This window comes from Bradyrhizobium sp. 17 (genome assembly GCF_023073515.1).
Taxonomy (GTDB): domain Bacteria; phylum Pseudomonadota; class Alphaproteobacteria; order Rhizobiales; family Xanthobacteraceae; genus Bradyrhizobium; species Bradyrhizobium canariense_D.
On the sequence record NZ_JADPJQ010000113.1, the window covers coordinates 75,656 to 94,560 of the forward strand.

Annotated in this window: 18 protein-coding genes; 11 read left to right on the forward strand and 7 right to left on the reverse strand. The window is 64.0% G+C overall.

The window, feature by feature from the left end:
* Positions 1-57 precede the first annotated feature (57 nt).
* A complete protein-coding gene (locus tag IVB13_RS23005; protein ID WP_018460051.1) occupies positions 58-873 on the forward strand; it encodes a thioesterase family protein in 816 nt (271 codons plus the stop codon).
* A 149-nt stretch (positions 874-1,022) separates the two neighbouring features.
* On the opposite strand, the gene IVB13_RS23010 is transcribed toward IVB13_RS23005, so the two are convergent.
* The 3 genes from IVB13_RS23010 to IVB13_RS23020 form a co-directional block, all read right to left on the reverse strand.
* Positions 1,023-2,639 carry a phosphoenolpyruvate carboxykinase gene (locus IVB13_RS23010; protein WP_018460052.1) on the reverse strand — a complete coding sequence of 539 codons (1,617 nt, stop codon included), beginning with the start codon at positions 2,637-2,639 and terminating at the stop codon, positions 1,023-1,025.
* Positions 2,640-2,938: 299 nt separating this feature from the next.
* On the reverse strand, positions 2,939-5,533 hold the full coding sequence (locus IVB13_RS23015; RefSeq protein WP_026233933.1) for a CHAT domain-containing tetratricopeptide repeat protein: 2,595 nt from the start codon (positions 5,531-5,533) through the stop codon (positions 2,939-2,941).
* 63 nt (positions 5,534-5,596) lie between these two features.
* Entirely contained in the window at positions 5,597-6,346 is a 750-nt protein-coding gene (locus tag IVB13_RS23020; RefSeq protein ID WP_026233934.1) for a DUF2470 domain-containing protein, read from the reverse strand.
* Positions 6,347-6,588: 242 nt separating this feature from the next.
* Between IVB13_RS23020 and IVB13_RS23025 the strand changes: the two genes are divergently transcribed.
* The 5 genes from IVB13_RS23025 (at position 6,589) to IVB13_RS23045 (ending at position 10,582) form a co-directional block, all read left to right on the forward strand.
* Positions 6,589-7,290 (forward strand): response regulator transcription factor, encoded by a 702-nt coding sequence (locus IVB13_RS23025; protein WP_007597749.1) that lies wholly within the window; start codon positions 6,589-6,591, stop codon positions 7,288-7,290.
* 116 nt (positions 7,291-7,406) lie between these two features.
* Positions 7,407-9,212: a sensor histidine kinase gene (locus IVB13_RS23030; RefSeq protein ID WP_018460056.1), complete on the forward strand. Its 1,806-nt coding sequence runs from the start codon at positions 7,407-7,409 to the stop codon at positions 9,210-9,212.
* Positions 9,209-9,733 (forward strand): HPr kinase/phosphatase C-terminal domain-containing protein, encoded by a 525-nt coding sequence (locus IVB13_RS23035; protein WP_018460057.1) that lies wholly within the window; start codon positions 9,209-9,211, stop codon positions 9,731-9,733. The genes IVB13_RS23030 and IVB13_RS23035 overlap by 4 nt, the downstream gene beginning before the upstream one ends.
* Before the next feature lie 133 nt (positions 9,734-9,866).
* The gene (locus IVB13_RS23040) at positions 9,867-10,268 is read left to right on the forward strand and encodes a PTS sugar transporter subunit IIA (RefSeq protein WP_007597752.1); all 402 of its coding nucleotides are present in this window, start codon (positions 9,867-9,869) and stop codon (positions 10,266-10,268) included.
* Entirely contained in the window at positions 10,265-10,582 is a 318-nt protein-coding gene (locus tag IVB13_RS23045) for an HPr family phosphocarrier protein (RefSeq protein ID WP_018460059.1), read from the forward strand. Before IVB13_RS23040 ends, IVB13_RS23045 begins: the two co-directional genes overlap by 4 nt.
* A 15-nt stretch (positions 10,583-10,597) precedes the next feature.
* Here IVB13_RS23045 and IVB13_RS23050 read toward each other — a convergent pair whose 3' ends face one another.
* The gene (locus tag IVB13_RS23050) at positions 10,598-12,223 is read right to left on the reverse strand and encodes a glycosyltransferase family 39 protein (protein WP_026233935.1); all 1,626 of its coding nucleotides are present in this window, start codon (positions 12,221-12,223) and stop codon (positions 10,598-10,600) included.
* A 126-nt stretch (positions 12,224-12,349) separates the two neighbouring features.
* Between IVB13_RS23050 and lepA the strand changes: the two genes are divergently transcribed.
* Entirely contained in the window at positions 12,350-14,161 is a 1,812-nt protein-coding gene (gene lepA, locus IVB13_RS23055; protein ID WP_018460061.1) for a translation elongation factor 4, read from the forward strand.
* Positions 14,162-14,429: 268 nt separating this feature from the next.
* Here lepA and IVB13_RS23060 read toward each other — a convergent pair whose 3' ends face one another.
* Entirely contained in the window at positions 14,430-15,203 is a 774-nt protein-coding gene (locus tag IVB13_RS23060) for an SDR family NAD(P)-dependent oxidoreductase (RefSeq protein ID WP_018460062.1), read from the reverse strand.
* A 166-nt stretch (positions 15,204-15,369) separates the two neighbouring features.
* Between IVB13_RS23060 and IVB13_RS23065 the strand changes: the two genes are divergently transcribed.
* A complete protein-coding gene (locus IVB13_RS23065; RefSeq protein WP_018460063.1) occupies positions 15,370-15,708 on the forward strand; it encodes a response regulator in 339 nt (112 codons plus the stop codon).
* Positions 15,709-15,728: 20 nt separating this feature from the next.
* On the opposite strand, the gene IVB13_RS23070 is transcribed toward IVB13_RS23065, so the two are convergent.
* Positions 15,729-15,938, reverse strand: a complete 210-nt coding sequence (locus IVB13_RS23070; RefSeq protein WP_085352004.1) for a hypothetical protein — start codon at positions 15,936-15,938, stop codon at positions 15,729-15,731.
* A gap of 14 nt (positions 15,939-15,952) precedes the next feature.
* The gene (locus IVB13_RS23075; protein WP_007604975.1) at positions 15,953-16,126 is read right to left on the reverse strand and encodes a hypothetical protein; all 174 of its coding nucleotides are present in this window, start codon (positions 16,124-16,126) and stop codon (positions 15,953-15,955) included.
* Between the two features lie 501 nt (positions 16,127-16,627).
* Here IVB13_RS23075 and IVB13_RS23080 point away from each other — a divergent pair.
* The 3 genes from IVB13_RS23080 to IVB13_RS23085 all read left to right on the forward strand — a co-directional run bounded on the left by IVB13_RS23080 (position 16,628) and on the right by IVB13_RS23085 (position 18,804).
* Positions 16,628-17,089, forward strand: coding sequence for a GNAT family N-acetyltransferase (locus tag IVB13_RS23080; RefSeq protein WP_018460065.1), 462 nt, complete (start codon positions 16,628-16,630; stop codon positions 17,087-17,089).
* 108 nt (positions 17,090-17,197) lie between these two features.
* Complete coding sequence (locus tag IVB13_RS40060) at positions 17,198-17,695, forward strand: amidase family protein (RefSeq protein ID WP_253075158.1); 498 nt, start codon at positions 17,198-17,200, stop codon at positions 17,693-17,695.
* On the forward strand, positions 17,695-18,804 hold the full coding sequence (locus IVB13_RS23085; RefSeq protein ID WP_253075226.1) for an amidase family protein: 1,110 nt from the start codon (positions 17,695-17,697) through the stop codon (positions 18,802-18,804). Before IVB13_RS40060 ends, IVB13_RS23085 begins: the two co-directional genes overlap by 1 nt.
* The last annotated feature ends 101 nt before the right edge of the window (positions 18,805-18,905 follow it).

Consider the following 18,905-nt stretch of genomic DNA (forward strand, 5'->3'; position numbering starts at 1 on the left):
TGCACAAGCCGGCGGCGGACGTGATATGACGTCCGTCATTGAACGCCGGATCGAATAATGCACGCCAAGCTCCCGCACCCTTTCGACGACGCCACCCGCGTCACCGCCGGTGACTCCAGCTGGCAGGGACACACCAGCGACGATTACTGGGCCTTTGTCGGCCCGTTCGGCGGCGCCACCGCCGCGACTATCCTGCGTGCGCTGATCGAGCATCCGGAACGTGCCGGCGACCCGCTGGCGCTCACCGTGAATTACTGCGCGCCGATCGCGAAGGGGCCGTTCGATCTGGACGTGCGGCTGGTGAAGGCTAATCGCTCCAGCCAGCACTGGAGCGTCGAACTGTCGCAAGGCGGCGGCGAGGTCGCAACGCTCGCCACCGCCGTGTTCGCCGAACGCCGGCCGTCCTGGGAGCACAGGGTGGCGCAATATCCCGATGCAAAGCCGTTCGAAGAGACGATGCCGTTCCCGAAGATCGCGGCGTCCTGGGCCAACCAGTACGAATTCCGCTTCGTCGAGGGCGAGATGCGGATCGGCCCGCTCAAGCCCGAGCTCGCCAGCACTTACTCAAAGCTCTGGATCAGTGATCGCGAACCGCGCAAGCTCGACATGCCGTCGCTGATGTCGATGTCGGACGCCTTCTTCGGCCGCATCTTCCACGCGCGACGCGAGCTGGTTCCGTTCGGCACGGTGTCGCTGACGACGTATTTCCACACTGACAGCGAAGAGCTCGCCGCCGAGGACATCACGCGCGTGCTGGCGACGGCCGATTCAAAGATCATGCACAAGAGCTACGCCGACCAGAACGCCGAGCTGTGGTCGCCGAACGGAAGACTGCTCGCGACCACGACGCAGATCGCCTATTTCAAGGCGTAGCTGCTTCCGCGAGTTCGCCATCAATCCAGACTGTTTCCGCGGAGGGATTCTGGATTGCTTCGCTGCGCTCGCAATGACGGTGGAGAGACATCTTGAAAAGCAAAAGGGCGGCCTCGCGGCCGCCCTTTCGAATTTCAAACGACGCAAGCTTACTCCGCCGCGAGCTTCACGTCCGGTGCAGCGGCGCGGACCTCGGCGTCGACCTGGGCTTCGAACTTGGCAAAGTTCTTCTGGAACATGCCGACCAGCGCGCGGGCGGTCTTGTCGAACTCGTCCTTGTCCTTCCAGGTGTTGACCGGGTTGAGGATCTCGCTCGGCACGCCCGGCAGCGCGGTCGGGACCGCGAAGCCGAAATATTTATCGGTGCGGAATTCGACGTTGCGAAGCGAGCCGTCGAGGGCCGCGGTCAGCAGCGCGCGCGTCACCTTGATCGGCATGCGCGAGCCGGTACCGTACTTGCCGCCGGTCCATCCCGTGTTGACCAGCCAGCAGTCGACATTGTGCTGGGCGATCAGGTCGCGCAGCATGTTGCCGTAGACGGAGGGGTCGAGCGGCAGGAAGGGCGAGCCGAAGCAGGTCGAGAATTCCGGCTGCGGCTCATTGCCGAGACCGCGCTCGGTGCCAGCGACCTTGGCGGTGTAGCCCGACAGGAAGTGATACATCGCCTGCGCCGGCGAGAGCTTGGCGATCGGCGGCAGCACGCCGAAGGCGTCGGCGGCGAGCATCACCACGTTCTTCGGCTGCGGTGCGCGGCCGGTGCGCGAGGCGTTCGGGATGAACTCGAGCGGATAGGCCGAGCGCGTATTCTCGGTCTTGGAGCCGTCGTCGAAATCGACCACGCGGGTGTCTTCGTCCAACACGCAGTTCTCGAGCACCGCGCCGAAGCGGGTCGAGGCGGCATAGATCTCGGGCTCGGCTTCCTGCGACAGCTTGATGCACTTGGCGTAGCAGCCGCCTTCGAAGTTGAAGACGCCGTTCGGGCCCCAGCCGTGCTCGTCATCGCCGATCAGCGTGCGGTTCGGATCGGCTGACAGCGTGGTCTTGCCGGTGCCGGACAGGCCGAAGAAGATCGCCGCATCGCCCTTGGCGCCGACATTGGCCGAGCAATGCATCGGCATCACGCCGCGCTCGGGCAGATAGTAGTTCAGCGTGGTGAAGACCGACTTCTTCATCTCGCCGGCATAGTAAGACCCGCCGATCAGCACGATCTTGCGGGCGAAATCGATCGCGACGACATTCTCCGACTTGCAGCCATGGCGCTTCGGATCGGCGCGGAAGCTCGGCATGTCGATGATGGTGAGCTCGGGCACGAACGCCGAGAGCTCGATCGCCTCGGGACGGATCAGCAGCGTGCGGATGAACAGCGAGTGCCAGGCGAGCTCGGTGAAGACGCGGGTCTTGATGCGATAAGCCGGATCGGCGCCGCCATAGAGGTCCTGTGCGAACAGCGACTTGCCTTCGGCGTGCTTGAGGAAGTCCTGGTAGAGCGTCTCGAACTGCTCTGCGGTGATCGACTGGTTGCCGGCCCACCACATCTTCTTGTCGGTGGTGGCGTCACGCACCGTGAATTTGTCCTTGGGGCTGCGGCCGGTGAACTCGCCGGTGTCGGCGCAGAGCGCGCCATCGGCCGACAGCACCGCCTCGCCCGCGGAGAGCGCGTATTGATAGAGTTGCGGCGCACCGAGGTTCCAGTGAACCTGCTTGAGATTCTTTAAGCCGAATTTGTCGGCGCCGAAGGCACCGTTGCGCACGCCCGTCTCTTGCACGAAAAATCCTCCTAGAACCCACTCAGCGCGATCATGCTTGGCGCCGCCGCGGTCACCGTGATTACAGGCCGTTCGGCCTCGGTTGGAACGACCTAATACTGATGAACGCTGGCGTTGCCAAGCTGATCCCTTAGGATTTGGTTTATTCAAGGACCGCGCCAAACGTCGCGCATGTCAGCTCTGAGCAGGCGCATCAAAAAATCGACAATGATCGCGCAACCAAATGTGCGTTTCGGCGTTTCCTGAGGTTATTGCAACGCACAATGTCCAAGACAGCTGAAGGACAATCGCAGCCCGCCCTATCGTACCGCGCCTTCGCCGATGAGCGCGAAGGGCCCCCACATCGCTGGATAGGCGTTGCGCGGAGACGAGGTGTCGTCAACGTAGGTTAACATCGCGCGGCGCAAGGCTTCGGCACGCCCGATTTGTGGTTCGTTTTTGAGCAGCTCGAAAGTCATCGTGGTCAGGCGGGTGGCAGCTTCCGAATCCACGGCCCAATGCGAGACCAGGAGCGCGCGCGCACCGGCGTAGAAGAACGAGCGCGCCAGTCCCGACAGGGCCTCGGCGCCGGGCTTGTCGCCCGCGATGGTGTTGCAGGCCGACAGTACAACCCAATCCGCATTGAGCTTGAGCTGAGCGACTTCACTCGCGGTGAGTAGACCGTCGTCGAGTTCAGTGGGCTGATCGGGAATGGAGAGCGCGAGCGAGGGCTCACCCAGTCCCTTGATGTCGCCGGCAACGAGGCCGTGGGTGGCAAAGTAGATGATGCCGTATTGAGCAAGCGCTGCACGCTTGAGCGTCGTCTCGCTGGCGTCGCGGCCGAGATGAATGTCGGCCTCGGAAGCCCCGACATCCCTGGCCACCGCGTTCAACTCATCGGCGGTGTCGGGCAGTTGCGGCAGCGCCTGCGCAAGCCGCGCGCGATCGACGCCGGCACCGCGCCAGAAATCACTATAGGCGATGGTCGCGATGCTGCGCGCGGCGACCTTGCCGTTCGCGGCGCGCCGCTCGGCGGGCCCTTCCAGTGCAGGATTGAACACGGGATCGCCGAAGCCGGTCATCGGCTTCACGCTTTGATCCCGACGCGCGAAGGCCCGCAGCGATTTCAGACTGCCCACCGACGGCAGCACCGAGACGGCCTGGCGCCGCAGCAGCCAGGCGGCGCCGCGATAGCCTTCGAGCGTGTCCGGGATCGCAGCCTGCGGCTTCTCCGTGACGAGCAGATGAAACGGCAATGCGGTCAGCGCAGCCGACGGCACCACCAGCAGGCTGTGCTTGTGCTTTGTCAACGCCTCGACCGGACCGAGCAGCGCGACATGGAGCTCGTTGGCGAGCGCCAGATCGAACAATCCGGATTTGCCGGAGGCGTCGCGCGCTTTGCCGACGTCGAGTCCCTTGCGGAATGCCGTCACCTTCTGCGTCAGCGCATCCGCGCCGAGTGGGATGGCCTTCCAGTCGACGCCCTCGCGCGTGATCGCGATGACACAGCTCTGCTTGTCGACGACGGAATAGAGCACCATCGCCTCGTCGGCCGACAGCAGCAGCCGGATGTCCTTTGCCGTCAACGGCAGCGGATTGGAGAGTGACGCGTAGTCGGGAAACTCGACCGCGAGCGTCTTCTGCAAGCCCGCACGCTCGTTGGCAATCATTGCAATCCGCGCGCGGCTGCGCTGTTCGGTTGCGAGATCGCGCTGCGCGGATTGCTTCGACACTGCGGCAACGATCGCCTTGTCGAGTGCCTCTGACTCAGCCGCGAGATCCTGATCCCGGCGCACCAGCTCGGCGAGCCGGTCGCTGCCGGCGGCAAGCCGAACCGCGAGCTTGTTCACGGCGGATGCGGCGGAGGATTGCGTGCCGCGCTGGATCGCGGCGAGGGCCTCGTCGAGCGCCTTGTCGCCGGACAGCAGATCTTGTTGGCGCGCGGCGAACAGGACCGGCAAGACGATGCGCAACTGGGCGCGATCGCCCCGAAGAGTCCTTTCCGCGAACGGCAATGCGTCCGCGGCGCGCCCGGCCACGTAGAGGAAATAAGCCAGATTGCCGGTCGAGGTCATGACCTCGGGATGATCGGGCCCGAGTGCATTTTCGCGGATGACCAGCGCGCGACGATAGAGCGGCTCGGCGTCACCGTAGCGCTGCTGGTGCTCGTAGAGGCCGGCGAGATTGTTCAGCGAGCGGGCGACGTCGGGATGATCCGGTCCCAGCACCTTATCCCGGATCGCGAGCGAGCGCTTGATCGGCGCTTCCGCGTCCGCATCGCGATTGAGATCGCGATAGACCTGGCCGAGATTGTTCAGGACGGTGGCCACCGCCGGATGCTCGGAGCCGCCAGCCTTCTGGTAGATCGCGAGCGCCCGCTGAAACAGCGGCTCGGCTTCGGCATAGTGCTGCTGCTTCACATAGAGCGTGGCGAGATTATTGAGTGACTGGCCGACATCGGGATGCTCGCGCGACAATCCCTTCTCGCGAACGGCGAGCGCGCGCTTGAACAGCGGCTCAGCCTCGGCGTAGCGGCTCTGCCGCTGGTAGAGCGCGGCGAGGTTGCTCAGTTCGGCTCCGATCAACGGGGTTTCGAGACCGAGCGACTTTTCCATCAGCATGATGGCGCGCTTGTAGAGCGGCTCCGCCAGATCGTCGTGGCCCTGACCGGCATGAACCTGGCCGAGGTTGTTCAGCGCGGCGGCGAGTTCGCGACCTGTGTCGCTCTTCTCCAGGTTCGCGACCATACCTTGCGCCAAAGGCAGTGCTTCCGAATATCTGCCGGCGCTCATGAGGGTGTTGATCCGCGCGCTCTCCGCGGCGAGACCTTTCTGGGCGACGCTAGGCGTGACAAGCGATGCGGTGATCGCGAGCGTCAAACCCGCAACCAGCGTCCGTCTATTCCATTCTGTCATGACGCTCTCGCCGCCGCCTTCTGACCGGTAACGAACTTGGGTCGCGGCGATGGGCAGCAGCGTTCAATGTGTTGCGCTCTGGTTCATCCTGGTGCGCGCTTCGCCGGCGAGGCGAACCAGCATCTTGCGCAGCGCCGTGCCATCAGCCACCCGCTCCGGAAAATCCAGCCGCAAGACGGTCTGGCCGTCCTGCATGTCGAGGCCCTCCGGGTCGCAGCCGGTGCAGCGCCAGTCGCCCGCGGCAGCACCGAGCAGTTTTGTTGCATAGAGGCCCATGGCCTCGCGGTGGTCGGCATTCATGTGCTCCACCGCGCCCTCCTCCGCCGTCAGCAAGTCCTCGGCCCCCGTGAGGTCGGTCAGGAATTGCTCCGGCTTGAGGTCGACGATCCGGCCGAAGCCGGCGACCAGATGGGTTCCCGTAGGCCGGATCCGAAAGAAAGAGAAATCTTTAAAGGAAACAAAGGCTCCCGCTGAGGGATGAGCATTGAGATACCGTCGCCGGAGCAGATCCTTGTCGGCATCGGCCGGCTCGGCATGGCCGGACAGCATGATCCGGGCACCTTCCAGCGGATCGCCCGCCGCCCGCTCGTCCAGCATCAAGGACACCCGGCTGTCGGCCAGGATGTTCCTGGTGTGCACGGCCAATCCTGAGATCAGCAGGATCGGAGAGCCATCCGGATGGCTCGCCAGATTGACCAGGGAACAATAAGGATCGCCGCTGCCGGCCATCAATGTCGCCAAGGCCCCCTGCCGTGACCGCCGCAGCAGCGATTTGGCGAGCTTTCCGGGGTCGAAGTCGGGGGTCGGTTGCATCGGCTTTCTCGGGTCAGGTGGTTGCATGGAGGGCCTTTTTTCGGGTAAACCGGGGCCCGGTTATGGGTCGAGATGCGGCGAATCTGCCGTGTTTCGTGGAACTTGGTCACACTTCAGCCTAGCTTGCATTGCTCGGTGACAAGGTTCGAATGCCAACATCGGCACCCATGTATGCGGCGCATCAGTGGATTGCTCGCCGTTTTCAAGCCACGACCCAAACGGAAAGCAGAAAGCAGAGGCTCATGCCCACAATCGCTTTGGTCGACGACGACCGCAACATTCTCACATCCGTCTCGATCGCGCTGGAGGCCGAAGGCTATCGCATCATGACCTATACCGACGGCGCCTCAGCGCTCGACGGTTTCCGCACCACCCAGCCCGATCTTGCCATCCTCGACATCAAGATGCCGCGCATGGACGGCATGGAGACGTTGCGCCGGCTGCGGCAGAAATCCGACCTGCCGGTGATCTTCCTGACCTCGAAGGACGAAGAGATCGACGAGCTGTTCGGCCTCAAGATGGGCGCCGACGACTTCATCCGCAAACCGTTCTCGCAGCGCCTGCTGGTCGAGCGCGTCAAGGCGGTGCTGCGCCGTTCGGCGCCGAAGGACCCGACCGTCACGCCGAAGGAGAACGACGCCAAGGCGCTCGACCGCGGCCTGCTGCGCATGGATCCTGAACGGCACACCTGCACCTGGAAAAACGAGCCGGTGACGCTGACCGTCACCGAATTCCTGATCCTGCAGGCGCTCGCGACCCGGCCCGGCGTGGTGAAGAGCCGCAACGCGCTGATGGACGCCGCCTATGACGACCAGGTCTATGTCGACGACCGCACCATCGACAGCCACATCAAGCGGCTGCGCAAGAAGTTCAAGGTGGTCGACAACGAGTTCGAGATGATCGAGACGCTCTACGGCGTCGGCTACCGCTTCAAGGAAGCCTGAGGCGCACGCGCCTCCACGAAAGACCGAGAGCATCGCCGGTTCTGATTCCATCGGGACCGGGATGGCTCTAGGATGCGGGGACCTTCGCACGAGCTGTCCTAACGCGGGCGTGAGCATTGCTTGACCGAACGCAGCCTGACGAGAACCAGAACGCCGAGGACGTCACCGCCCACGGCGCTCCGGATCAATTGGCTGAGGACAAGCTGGCCGTGCGGGGCTGGCGTCCACTGAACTGGTTGAAGCGCGCCGGGCAGTTCTTCTTCGCGCTGTCCTTCTCGAGCCTGACCCGCCGCATCGTCTCGCTCAACCTCGCCGGCCTGGTCGCGCTGGTGGCGAGCATCCTCTATCTGTCGCAATTCCGCGCCGGCCTGATCGACGCGCGCGCGCAGAGCCTGCTGGTGCAGGCGGAGATCATCGCCGGCGCGATCGCGGCGTCCGCGACGGTGCAGACCAACGCCATCACCATCGACCCCGACCGGTTGCTCGACCTCAAGCCGGGCGAGACCTATGGCGGCTCGGACGAGTATTCCCCGCTGGATTTTCCGATCAATCCGGAGCGCGTGGCACCGGTGCTGCGCACGCTGATCTCGCCGACCAAGACGCGCGCCCGCATCTACGACCCGAACGGCAGCCTGCTGGTCGATAGCCGCAGCCTCGATACCGTGGTGCGCTTCCCCCTGCCGTCAGTGTCCGCCGAGAAGCCTGGCATGGTCGAACGCGGCATGGTCGCGGTCCGTACTTGGCTCAATCGCGGCGACCTGCCGCTCTATCGCGAGCTCGGCCCCGAGAACGGCAATGGCTATGCGGAGGTCGGCGACGCGCTCCAGGGCCAGAAGCGCTCGATGGTGCGGGTCAATGCGCGCGGCGAGGTGATCGTCTCTGTCGCGGTCCCCGTGCTGCGCTCGCGCGCCATCCATGGCGCGCTGATGCTGTCGACGCAGGGCGACGACATCGACCAGATGGTCACCGCCGAGCGCCTCGCCATCCTCAAAGTGGGCGGCGTCGCCGCCGCGGTCATGATCATGCTGTCGCTGCTGCTCGCCAGCACGATCGCAGGTCCGGTCCGCCGGCTCGCCGATAGCGCCGAGCTGATCCGCCGCCGGATCAGGACCCGCGTCGAAATTCCCGACTTCACCCGTCGTCGCGACGAGATCGGCCATCTCTCCGGTGCGCTGCGCGACATGACCAGTGCACTCTACAGCCGCATCGAAGCGATCGAGATGTTCGCCGCCGACGTCGCGCACGAATTGAAGAACCCGTTGACCTCGTTGCGCTCCGCGGTCGAGACGTTGCCGCTGGCGCGCAACGAGAACAGCCGCGCGCGCCTGCTCGAGGTGATCGAGCATGACGTCAAGCGGCTCGACCGGCTGATCTCGGACATCTCCGACGCCAGCCGTCTCGATGCAGAACTGCAGCGCCAGGATGCGATTCCGGTCGACCTGCGCCGCCTGCTGACGACGCTCGTCTCCGTCGCCAATGAAACCAAGCTCGGCCATGACGTCGCGGTCGAAATGCGTTTCGAGGGCCGCAGCCCGACCGACAATTTCGCCGTGACCGGCCACGATTCGCGACTCGGACAAGTGGTCTCCAACCTGCTCTCGAACGCACAGTCCTTCTCCGAGCCCGGCAACAAGGTGCGCCTCACCTGCCGCCGCGTACGCGGAGAGATCGAGATCGTGGTCGACGACGACGGCCCCGGAATCCGCGACGACGCGCTGGAGCGCATCTTCGAGCGCTTCTACACCGACCGCCCTCATCAGGGCTTTGGCCAGAACTCCGGCCTTGGCCTGTCGATCTCCAAGCAGATCGTCGACGCACATGGCGGACGCATCTGGGCGGAGAACCGCCTCGGCCCGGCGGACGAGGACGGCGCGCCCAGTGTTGTCGGCGCGCGTTTCGTGGTGAGGCTGCCGGCGCTATGAGCGACGGTGGCCCCAGCGTTCACGCCTCGGCGGTCAAGGTTGGAGATCTGGCGGTGCTGATCCGCGGGCCCTCGGGCTCCGGCAAGTCGCGCCTTGCCTTCGATTTGATCATGGCAGGACGCAGCGGCGTGCTCGAAACGGCCGTTCTGGTCGGTGATGACCGTGTCCATCTGGCGACAGTCGGCCGCGAAATTGAGGTCCGCCCCGCCCCGGTTCTGGCCGGCCTGATCGAGATCCGGGGGCTGGGAATCCGCCGCTGCGACTTTGTGGAGCATGCGACCGTCGGCCTCGTGGTCGATCTGGACGCCGCGGATGCGGAGCGGCTGCCGCCGGCCCAATCCCTGAAAACAGCCATTTTAGGTGTCGAAATACCACGAATCCCAGTCGGCCGCGACTATTTGCCCCTTCCTCTGGTTGTCGCGGCCTTGACCACTACCAAGAGTTCATCTCCCGTTAACCCTTCAGGCGATTGTTTGAAGGGAAATGGTAACCATATGAACCCCACACTCGCGACCGAATAGACCGGCGCAGCTCCCCTTATCCATCCGTCTAGATTCAGGGAGATACGCAACATCCCCTCTTGCGCGGGGGCTCTGGATGGTCAAAGTGGCGCGTTCGTGCGGTGCACCAAAAGCGCCCGCGAGGAGTTTTCCGATGATTGGTCTAGTACTTGTGACCCACGGGCGCCTTGCCGACGAATTCAAGGCAGCGCTTGAACATGTCATGGGCCCACAAAAGCAAATCGAAGCGATCACGATCGGCGCCGAAGATGATTCCGATCTCTGTCGAAGCGACATTATCGAGGCGGTTAACCGCGTCGATTCCGGCGACGGCGTCGCGATCCTCACCGACATGTTCGGCGGCACGCCGTCCAATTTGGCAATATCCTGCATGAGCCGGCCGAAGGTCGAAGTGCTCGCGGGCATCAACCTTCCCATGCTGGTGAAGCTCGCCAAGGTGCGCGAGGAGCGTCCGCTCCCCGACGCGATCGCGATGGCCCAGGAAGCCGGCCGCAAATACGTCACCATCGCCAGCCGCGTCCTCGCCGGCAAATGAGCGACGAGGCGCCGCAAGCCGGGACGGGCGTGCCCGCGGGCGCGATCTCCAAGGACCTCCTGATCATCAACAAGCGCGGCCTGCACGCGCGGGCCTCCGCCAAGTTCGTTCAGGCCGTCGAGCGTTTCAGCGCGCAGGTCTGGGTGACGCGCGGCGGCGAAACCGTCGGCGGCACCTCGATCATGGGCCTGATGATGCTCGCCGCCGGTCCCGGCACCACCATCACGGTCGCCGCGTCCGGCGATGATGCCGAGGCCGCGCTCGCGGCGATCACCGAACTCGTTGAAAGCAAATTCAACGAGGAAGGGATTTAGGCGGATTCGCTTCGATCAATTCCCCGGCGGCGCGATGTAGATGTTCCAGCTCATCGACGGACCGGCTTTGCCGTGAGTGAAACGGCGCGTCGTCATTACGATGCGCTCGGCCTTCGGCGCAACTTCGGACACCCATTTTTCGAACGCCGGCAGGCGACCATCGGCCGGGTCGAACACGCCGATGAAGCCGTATCGCTTGACGTCATCGGGCGAAATCAATCCGGACCCCCAGGCCTCGAGCGGCGTGAACGCGGCCGGATGATCCGGGCTGTAGAACACCATCGGCTGGATCGATTCCATGGTGCCGGCGACGACCGCCCAGTGCGAGGCGAAGCGCGCGTGCCAGGCCTGCGTCAGCTCGCGCGCGAGATCCGAGCGCGCGCCGTAAGTCGCCGTATTGCCGGCATTGGCCGCCATCTCGCGGGCGGCGATCCAGGGCGAGGCAATGAGCGTGGCAACGCTGAGCACGAGCCAGATCGCGACAATGTTGAACAGCGCAGCGCTCTGCACCCGCAACGCCGGGATCGCGACCAGCGCCAAGGGCACCAGGAAGAACAGCGAGATGCCCCAATCGGTCTTCATGTAGATGCTGAAGGCCAGCGCGCCGAGCGCGGGGCCGACCGCGACGATGATCTGGATGAGCCAGACGTTGCGCGCCTGCGAAAGGTTCACGCTGGAATTCGCGCCGCGCGCCCAGTCCCGCGTGACGATGCGCAAGGGCGCACGCAGGAGCAGCCTGAACCAAGGTGGCACCAGCGCCATCGCCAGCGCGGCCAGCGCCACCGGCAATGCCAGCAGCGCGACATTATGCAGGGCATAGCCGGTCACGAGCTGATGCACCTGGCCGCTGTCCTCGAGGCTGTAGGTATCGCCGGCATAGGTCAGCGGCACGAAATGCGCGTCCGCCAGCCACACGATGTGCGGGATCATCGCCACCACCATCGTCGCGATCGCAACCCACGGTGCCGGCGACGACAGGAATCTCATTCGCTCCGGATGGATCAGCGCGGCAAGCCCGATGGCGCCGATCATGGTCAGCACCCAGTATTTGGTCATCAGCGCCAGCGCGCCGGCAAGGCCGAGCAACACTCCGGACTGCCAGCTCCGCTTCTCGAACGCATTGAGATAAGCGAGCACGAGGAGCGGCAAGGTGACGAGCTGGAGCAGGTCGGGATTGTACTTGAAACCCTTGAAATTGAAGATCGGGTAGAGCGCGACCATCACCACGACCAGGAACGCGCGCCGCGCATCCACGACGCGCAGCGCGATGAGCCAGCAGATCACCATACCGGTGCCGACGGTCGCCATCGCCAGCGCATAGGTCGCCCAGTCCGTCGGCGGGAACACTGTGAACCAGAGGCCGGCGACCCAGCCCGACAGCGGCGGGTGCTTGCCATAGCCCCAGAGGAATTTCTGCCCCCAGCCCCAGGCTTCCGCGACGTCCATGTGAACGTCCTGCGCTGCCTTGAGATTGATCAGGATGAAGGTCCAGAGCACCGCATGCAGGATGGCGAGCTGGATCACCAGCCAGAGGCGCGCCTCGGGGCGGGTCGCGCTGGCAACCAGCCAGGCGCGAAAGCGGGCATAGCTCACCCGGGTCTTCGCGCGCGCTCGGGCAGACGGGATCGAGGTCGTCGTCATGGGCCTGGACATCAGGCGTTGCGTAGCGCGTTTCGGGCCTTCGTGGAATCAGCTTGGCGTGAACAAAGGCCCTGAAATTACAGCAATATGGTTGCCGCACGGGGGTGTGAGTGGTATCCCGCGCCCATGACGACCGTCCCCATTTCCAACATCCGCAATTTCTCCATCGTCGCCCATATCGACCATGGCAAATCGACGCTGGCCGACCGCCTGATCCAGATGACCGGCGGCCTCACCGACCGGGAAATGGCGGGCAAGGAGCAGGTGCTCGATTCCATGGATATCGAGCGCGAGCGCGGCATCACCATCAAGGCGCAGACAGTGCGCCTCGCCTACCGCGCCAAGGACGGCAAGGATTACATCTTCAACCTGATGGACACGCCCGGCCATGTCGACTTCGCCTACGAAGTGTCGCGGTCGCTGGCGGCCTGCGAGGGTTCCCTGCTGGTGGTCGACGCCAGCCAGGGCGTGGAGGCACAGACGCTCGCCAACGTCTACCACGCGCTCGATGCGGGGCATGAGATCGTTCCGGTCCTGAACAAGGTCGACCTTCCCGCCGCAGAGCCGGAGAAGGTCAAGCAGCAGATCGAGGACGTCATCGGCATCGACGCCTCCGAGTCCGTGATGATCTCGGCCAAGACCGGCCTCGGCGTGCCCGATGTGCTGGAAGCGATCGTCACCCGCCTGCCGCCGCCGAAGGGTGATCGCGAAGCGACGCTGAAGGCGTTGCTCGTCGACAGCTGGTACGACGTCTATCTCGGCGTGGTGGTGCTGATCCGCGTCGTCGACGGCGTCATGAAGAAGGGCAGCCGGGTCCGCATGATGGGCACGGGCGCGGCCTATGACATCGAGCGCGTCGGCTTCTTTACCCCGAAGATGACGCAGGTCGACGAGCTCGGCCCCGGCGAGATCGGCTTCATCACCGCCGCGATCAAGGAAGTGGCCGACACCCGTGTCGGCGATACCATCACCGACGACAAGAAGCCGGTCACCGAGATGCTGGCGGGCTTCAAGCCGGCCATTCCCGTGGTGTTCTGCGGCCTGTTCCCCGCCGACGCCGACGACTTCGAGACCTTGCGCGCGGCGATGGGCAAGCTGCGCCTCAACGATGCCAGCTTCTCCTACGAGATGGAGACCTCGGCCGCACTCGGCTTCGGCTTCCGCTGCGGCTTCCTCGGGCTGTTGCACCTGGAGATCATCCAGGAGCGTCTGTCGCGCGAATTCGATCTCAACCTGATCGCGACCGCGCCGAGCGTGATCTACAAGATGAGCCTGACCGACGGACAGGAAATCTCGATTCACAATCCCGTCGACATGCCTGATGTGGTCAAGATCGCGGAGATCCAGGAGCCCTGGATCGAGGCCACGATCCTCACCCCCGACGAATATCTCGGCAGCGTGCTGAAGCTGTGCCAGGACCGCCGCGGCTCGCAGAAGGAGCTGACCTATGTCGGCTCCCGCGCCATGGTGAAATACGATCTGCCGCTCAACGAGGTCGTGTTCGACTTCTACGACCGCCTGAAGTCGGTCTCCAAGGGCTACGCCTCGTTCGACTATCATCTCACCGACTACAAGCCGGCCGATCTGGTCAAGATGCAGATCCTGGTCAACAACGAGCCGGTCGACGCACTCTCGATGCTGGTGCATCGCACCCGCGCCGAGGGGCGCGGCCGCGCCATGGTTGAGAAGATGAAGGATTTGATCCCGCCGCACATGTTCCAGATCCCGATCCAGGCGGCGATCGGCGGCAAGGTGATCGCGCGAGAGACGGTGCGCGCGCTGCGCAAGGACGTCACCGCAAAGTGCTACGGCGGCGACATCACGCGTAAGCGCAAACTTCTGGAGAAGCAGAAGGAAGGCAAGAAGAAGATGCGGCAGTTCGGCAAGGTCGACATCCCGCAGGAAGCCTTCATCGCCGCGTTGAAGGTGGACAGCTGAGGCGACGGCTTTAGGCCGCCGCGAGCGCGGCGAGACAGGTCCGGTCCGCGCTTTTCGGGACCGAAAACAAAAAAACGCGAAAACAACCCCATGCACAGTAGCGAGGGGCTTGTTCGGATTGAACTTTTGATTTTCAGAATTTCGTTTGACTCGTCGGGCAAAACAGGGGCATGATGGCATCATGCAGCACGTGGCAATGCCGTGCGCATGAGAGGCAGCATCGGCCTCCCGACGCTTTGGGAAGATGTGGGCTTCAGGCGAATTGCTTCTACGCCGGTGGAAGCATCACTCCCGTCAACTCGCCCAGCCTGTCCAGAAGCCGCTCCTGAAAATCGGGATCAACTGCTTCGTGCGCCGGCTCTTGTTGCCGGAGGTCATGCCAGTAACGACCGCTAACCAGGGCGGCGGGATCATCGCTCACAGCGAGCCAGGTCTGCGTCCGTTGTCCGGTGGCCACGCCGACCGGCGCTCCGGCACCGCCCATTTTGGTGCGCGCCCAGCCGGGATCGACGGCGTTGCTCAGCACCTGCGGCCAACGCCGCGCCAAGGCAAAGGCCAGTGCGACCATGTGCAGTTTGCTCTCCGCGTACGCCTTGGCCGGATCCCAGGTTCGCCTCGTCCAGTCGAGATCGCTCAACGATCCCTCTCCGCCGCGATGTAGTCCGCTGCTGAGATACACCAGCCGATCGGGGCGCTTCATCAGGGCGGTGAGCAAATAGGGCGCGAGCGTGTTGATTGCCAGGGTGGTGGCGTGGCCTTCGGGCGTCGGGCCGCGGCTGCGCTCGGTATAGACCCCGGCGTTGTGGATGACCGCGTCCATTCGTCCGATTGCGTTGACCTGATCTGCCACGTGTCTCGTCTGGGCGGCGCTCTTGAGATCGCCGATCACGACCCGTGCGGAATGCGATTCAAGCTCGGAGATTGCGGTCGCACGTTCCGCTGATCGTGCGTGCAGGACGACCTGGTGGCCCTGTTCGAGCAGAGACTGGGCAGCTGCGCGGCCCAGACCGTCCGTGCTGCCGGTGATGAAGACGATTGCCATTGCCGCTCCTGTTCGACCCCCGCTTCGGCGCCTGCGTCGAAACCTCAAGGAGAATGCAACATGTTCGACTGATCATGCCGTGGCGCAAGGAGCGCCGAACGAAGACATCACAACCGAACAATCTTCCGGGATGCGCATTAACATCCGATAAGTTGGGAATGACCGCATGTCGAATTTCGTCATGCTGCTGGTCGAGGACGACTCACTCCAGCGCGAAGTTCTGTCCGACCTTCTCAAGGACGAAGGGTTCGAAGTCGTCGAGTGCGCCACTGCGGAAGCCGCGGAGCTTATCGTGGCCTCGACGGGCACGGAGCTGCGGGCGCTCATCACCGATCACAACCTCGCAGGGAGAATGACCGGGCTTGAGCTCGCAGAATACGCTCGCAGTGCTCATCCGGGGCTCAACATCGTGCTGATGTCCGGGACGGTGATGGCGCCGCTGCCGCCCAACACGACCTTTTTGCGCAAGCCGTTTGCGCCCGCCCATTTGCTGGCGGCCGTGTAGAACCAGGATGCTCTCGAAGGTCATCCGCCCGAATTTTCTGCGCCGACGGTGTTCTCGCTCTCCGGCACCGTTAGCCGGACGGAATGACCCTGCCGCATGGCGAGCGATGCCGCGGCCACAGCCGCCTCGAAAGCGGCTTCCTTGGTCTGGTAAGTGTTCCGGATTTCGCCATCGTGGTCGACGTGCCAGGCACCGTCCCTGCCAACAATATCATAGGCTGCGAGGCCCATAGTCTATCCCTCCTTCATGCGTCCGGTGTTGCCTTGGACGCCTGGGTGCTGCTCACCGGGTCCGACGCCGGGAAACTGTCCTTCAAGCCCTTGTCCAGCTCGTCGTCCCTGGCCTTGTCGCGTCGGATGCCACGCTTGAGATCTTCCGCGTTCTTGTCCGGCGGTGCCGGATCGAATTTCTCGGTCATGCAAGTGTCCTTTCGCTACCTCAAACGCCTTGAGCTCCTGACCGTTCCTTCAGAGGAACCAACGCTGTCCGGTTTGGTGTTGAATGGAAAACCAGAGGGCGCCCGCAGCGCGGGTCTCTTTCATTCAGGTTGCGCCTCCAGCTATAATGCATCCTGAGATAGTATACGCATCGTTCCATCAGGAGAATGCAATGAAAGCGTCGGTTCTTGCGTTAGGGGGCTTGCTGATTTTGTCGATCACATCAGCGAACGCAGCACCCAAAGCCACTGTCGCCCCGACCACGGCGGCCAGTTCGGTCGCATGTTCCACCTCGGGTGGCGGCTTTGGGAGCTATCCGTCAGGCTGCCGAAACGGAGCTAACTTCAAGACCTACAATGAATGCAAGGAATCAGGCGTCAAGCGCGGCTGGAGACACGAAGACATGGCGTGGTACTGCAGCGGTCTGGGACTGCAATAGCGAGCGGTCTTTGTGCTTTTCACGCCGCGAACTGGAGTGGCCCATGGAATGCACAATCCGTCCTGCACTTGAAGATGACGCCGCTCATATCAGCGCGGTCATCGTGCGTGCACTGCGGGAAACCAACGCGAAGGATTATCCGAACGAGGTCATCGAAAGGATCGTGCGCGGCTTCAGTCCGGACGCTGTGCGGCAGCTCATTGGGCAACGCACCGTTTTTGTCGCTACCATCCGCAGCCGCATCGTCGGGACCGCGAGCCTCGACGGGTCCGTCGTCCGCACTGTCTTCGTCGCTCCACACGTTCAGGCCCGCGGCATCGGCAAGCTGCTGATGGCCGAGATCGAGCGTACCGCACGCGAGCGCAACATCCCTTCGCTGACCCTTTCTTCCTCAATCACCGCTGAAACCTTCTACGCCGGCCTTGGATTCAGGGCGGCGCGCGACAGCTATCATGGTGACGAACGCACGATCGTCATGGAGCGATTGCTCGATGGCAGTTCGTAAGATGGGCTTGGCGCTTGCGAAACCCATCGCCCCTCATTGATCCTCCCCGCCAAATCCGCCACGATAGTGCCTCTCGCACTCGCGATGGAATGGAGCAAGGAAAGGCAAATGTCCGAGCTTCCTAGAGCTGGCCTGACTGAGCCGCCGGCGTCGACCATGCAGATGCTCGCGCACGCGCCCATGAGCGACGTCATCGATGCCTTGGCCGGCAGACGGATCACCGCGAGAGCGCTGGCGGAATTCTATCTCGCGCGCATCGCGGCCTATGACCGCGACGGGCCTAAGCTCAACTCGGTCCGTGCACTCAATCCCGATGCGCTCGCCGGCACGAGGCCGTCGGCCCAGCGGCCGCTGGCGGGCGTCCCTATCCTACTCAAGGACAATATCGCGACCGGAGACGAACAGCCGACCACGGCGGGCTCGCTGGCGCTGGAGGGCGCGCGCGCCAGGGATGATGCCACCATCGTCAAGCTGCTGCGGAGCGCCGGCGCGGTGATCCTGGGCAAGGCGAACCTGACGGAGTTCGCCAACATGCTCGCGATCGACATGCCCTCGGGCTATTCATCGCTGGGCGGGCAGGTAAGAACCCCTACGCACCAGGGCTGATGGACGAGCACGGCATCCCGGTTCTGACCCCAGGGGGCTCAAGCTCGGGTTCGGCGGTCGCGGTGGCGGCCGGACTGTGCGCGGCCTCGATCGGTACCGAAACCTCGGGCTCGCTGCTGCACCCCGCCAGCCTGAACGGCCTCGTCACCGTGAAACCGAGCGTCGGGCTGATCAGCCGCGCCGGCATCCTGCCGCTTGCGCACAGCCAGGACACCGCCGGTCCGATGACGCGCACGGTGCGCGATGCCGCGATGTTGCTGAATGTGCTGGCTGCCAAGGACCCGCTCGACCCAGCGACGCAAGAGCAGCGGCGGCCGGCCGACTACACCGCCGGCCTCGTCGCCGACGCGATGAAGGGCGCGCGCATCGGCGTGCCGAGCGACCCCGCTGACCCGCTGAACGATTGCTATTACGGCAAGCTGCCGGCGAAGTCGGCCAAGCTGATGGCTGAGGTGATCAAGGTGCTGGAGGATCTCGGCGCCGTCATCGTGCGCGCCAGCATGCCCACACTTGGCTGGATCGGTGGGCCGGGCACGACCATGGCTGTGCTCAACCGCAATCCGCTCAGCGCCCACAAAGGCACGGTCGCAAGGCCGCCGGTCGTCTTTCTGTACGAGCTGAAGCACGATCTCAATCTCTACCTGAGGGATTGGGCGACCAACACTGACATCAAGACCATGGCCGACATCGTGGCCTTCAACGCAGCAAACGCCGACAATGCGCTGCGTTTCGGACAGGACCACTTCCTCGCCGCTGACTTGACCAGGGGCGATCTGAGCGAGCCCGAGTACAAGTCCGCACGTGCCATGGACCTGCTCTCCGCCAGGACGCGCGGCATGGACGCCTATATGAACCAGCACGAGCTCGACGCGGTGCTATTCCCCGGCGCCTATGGCGCCGCAATCGCCGCCAAGGCAGGTTATCCCAGCGTCATGGTGCCCGGCGGATTCGTCTCGGGGACAGACGACGGCAAAGACACGCCCGACTATCCGCTCGGCGTCACTTTCGCAGGGCGCGCCTGGAGCGAGCACAAGCTGCTGCGTCTGGCGTATGCCTTCGAGCAAGCAGCCAACGCACGCAGGCCGCCGTCGGGTCTGCCCGAGCTGTGATGTCGCCCGTGTCAGCGCGAGCTGGCGAGACCGACGCTAGGACCAGCTTGATCCTCCCCGCCGGATAGACCACGATTGCCTCCTTACCGCTCACACCAAGA

Excerpts from the sequence above, each read along its gene's own strand:
- IVB13_RS23005 (WP_018460051.1), top strand. The coding sequence starts at position 58 with ATGCACGCCAAGCTCCCGCACCCTTTCGACGACGCCACCCGCGTCACC.
- IVB13_RS23015 (WP_026233933.1), bottom strand. The coding sequence starts at position 5,533 with ATGACAGAATGGAATAGACGGACGCTGGTTGCGGGTTTGACGCTCGCG.
- IVB13_RS23020 (WP_026233934.1), bottom strand. The coding sequence starts at position 6,346 with ATGCAACCGACCCCCGACTTCGACCCCGGAAAGCTCGCCAAATCGCTG.
- IVB13_RS23025 (WP_007597749.1), top strand. The coding sequence starts at position 6,589 with ATGCCCACAATCGCTTTGGTCGACGACGACCGCAACATTCTCACATCC.
- IVB13_RS23035 (WP_018460057.1), top strand. The coding sequence starts at position 9,209 with ATGAGCGACGGTGGCCCCAGCGTTCACGCCTCGGCGGTCAAGGTTGGA.
- IVB13_RS23040 (WP_007597752.1), top strand. The coding sequence starts at position 9,867 with ATGATTGGTCTAGTACTTGTGACCCACGGGCGCCTTGCCGACGAATTC.
- IVB13_RS23045 (WP_018460059.1), top strand. The coding sequence starts at position 10,265 with ATGAGCGACGAGGCGCCGCAAGCCGGGACGGGCGTGCCCGCGGGCGCG.
- IVB13_RS23050 (WP_026233935.1), bottom strand. The coding sequence starts at position 12,223 with ATGACGACGACCTCGATCCCGTCTGCCCGAGCGCGCGCGAAGACCCGG.
- lepA (WP_018460061.1), top strand. The coding sequence starts at position 12,350 with ATGACGACCGTCCCCATTTCCAACATCCGCAATTTCTCCATCGTCGCC.
- IVB13_RS23060 (WP_018460062.1), bottom strand. The coding sequence starts at position 15,203 with ATGGCAATCGTCTTCATCACCGGCAGCACGGACGGTCTGGGCCGCGCA.
- IVB13_RS23065 (WP_018460063.1), top strand. The coding sequence starts at position 15,370 with ATGTCGAATTTCGTCATGCTGCTGGTCGAGGACGACTCACTCCAGCGC.
- IVB13_RS23070 (WP_085352004.1), bottom strand. The coding sequence starts at position 15,938 with ATGGGCCTCGCAGCCTATGATATTGTTGGCAGGGACGGTGCCTGGCAC.
- IVB13_RS23075 (WP_007604975.1), bottom strand. The coding sequence starts at position 16,126 with ATGACCGAGAAATTCGATCCGGCACCGCCGGACAAGAACGCGGAAGAT.
- IVB13_RS23080 (WP_018460065.1), top strand. The coding sequence starts at position 16,628 with ATGGAATGCACAATCCGTCCTGCACTTGAAGATGACGCCGCTCATATC.
- IVB13_RS40060 (WP_253075158.1), top strand. The coding sequence starts at position 17,198 with ATGTCCGAGCTTCCTAGAGCTGGCCTGACTGAGCCGCCGGCGTCGACC.
- IVB13_RS23085 (WP_253075226.1), top strand. The coding sequence starts at position 17,695 with ATGGACGAGCACGGCATCCCGGTTCTGACCCCAGGGGGCTCAAGCTCG.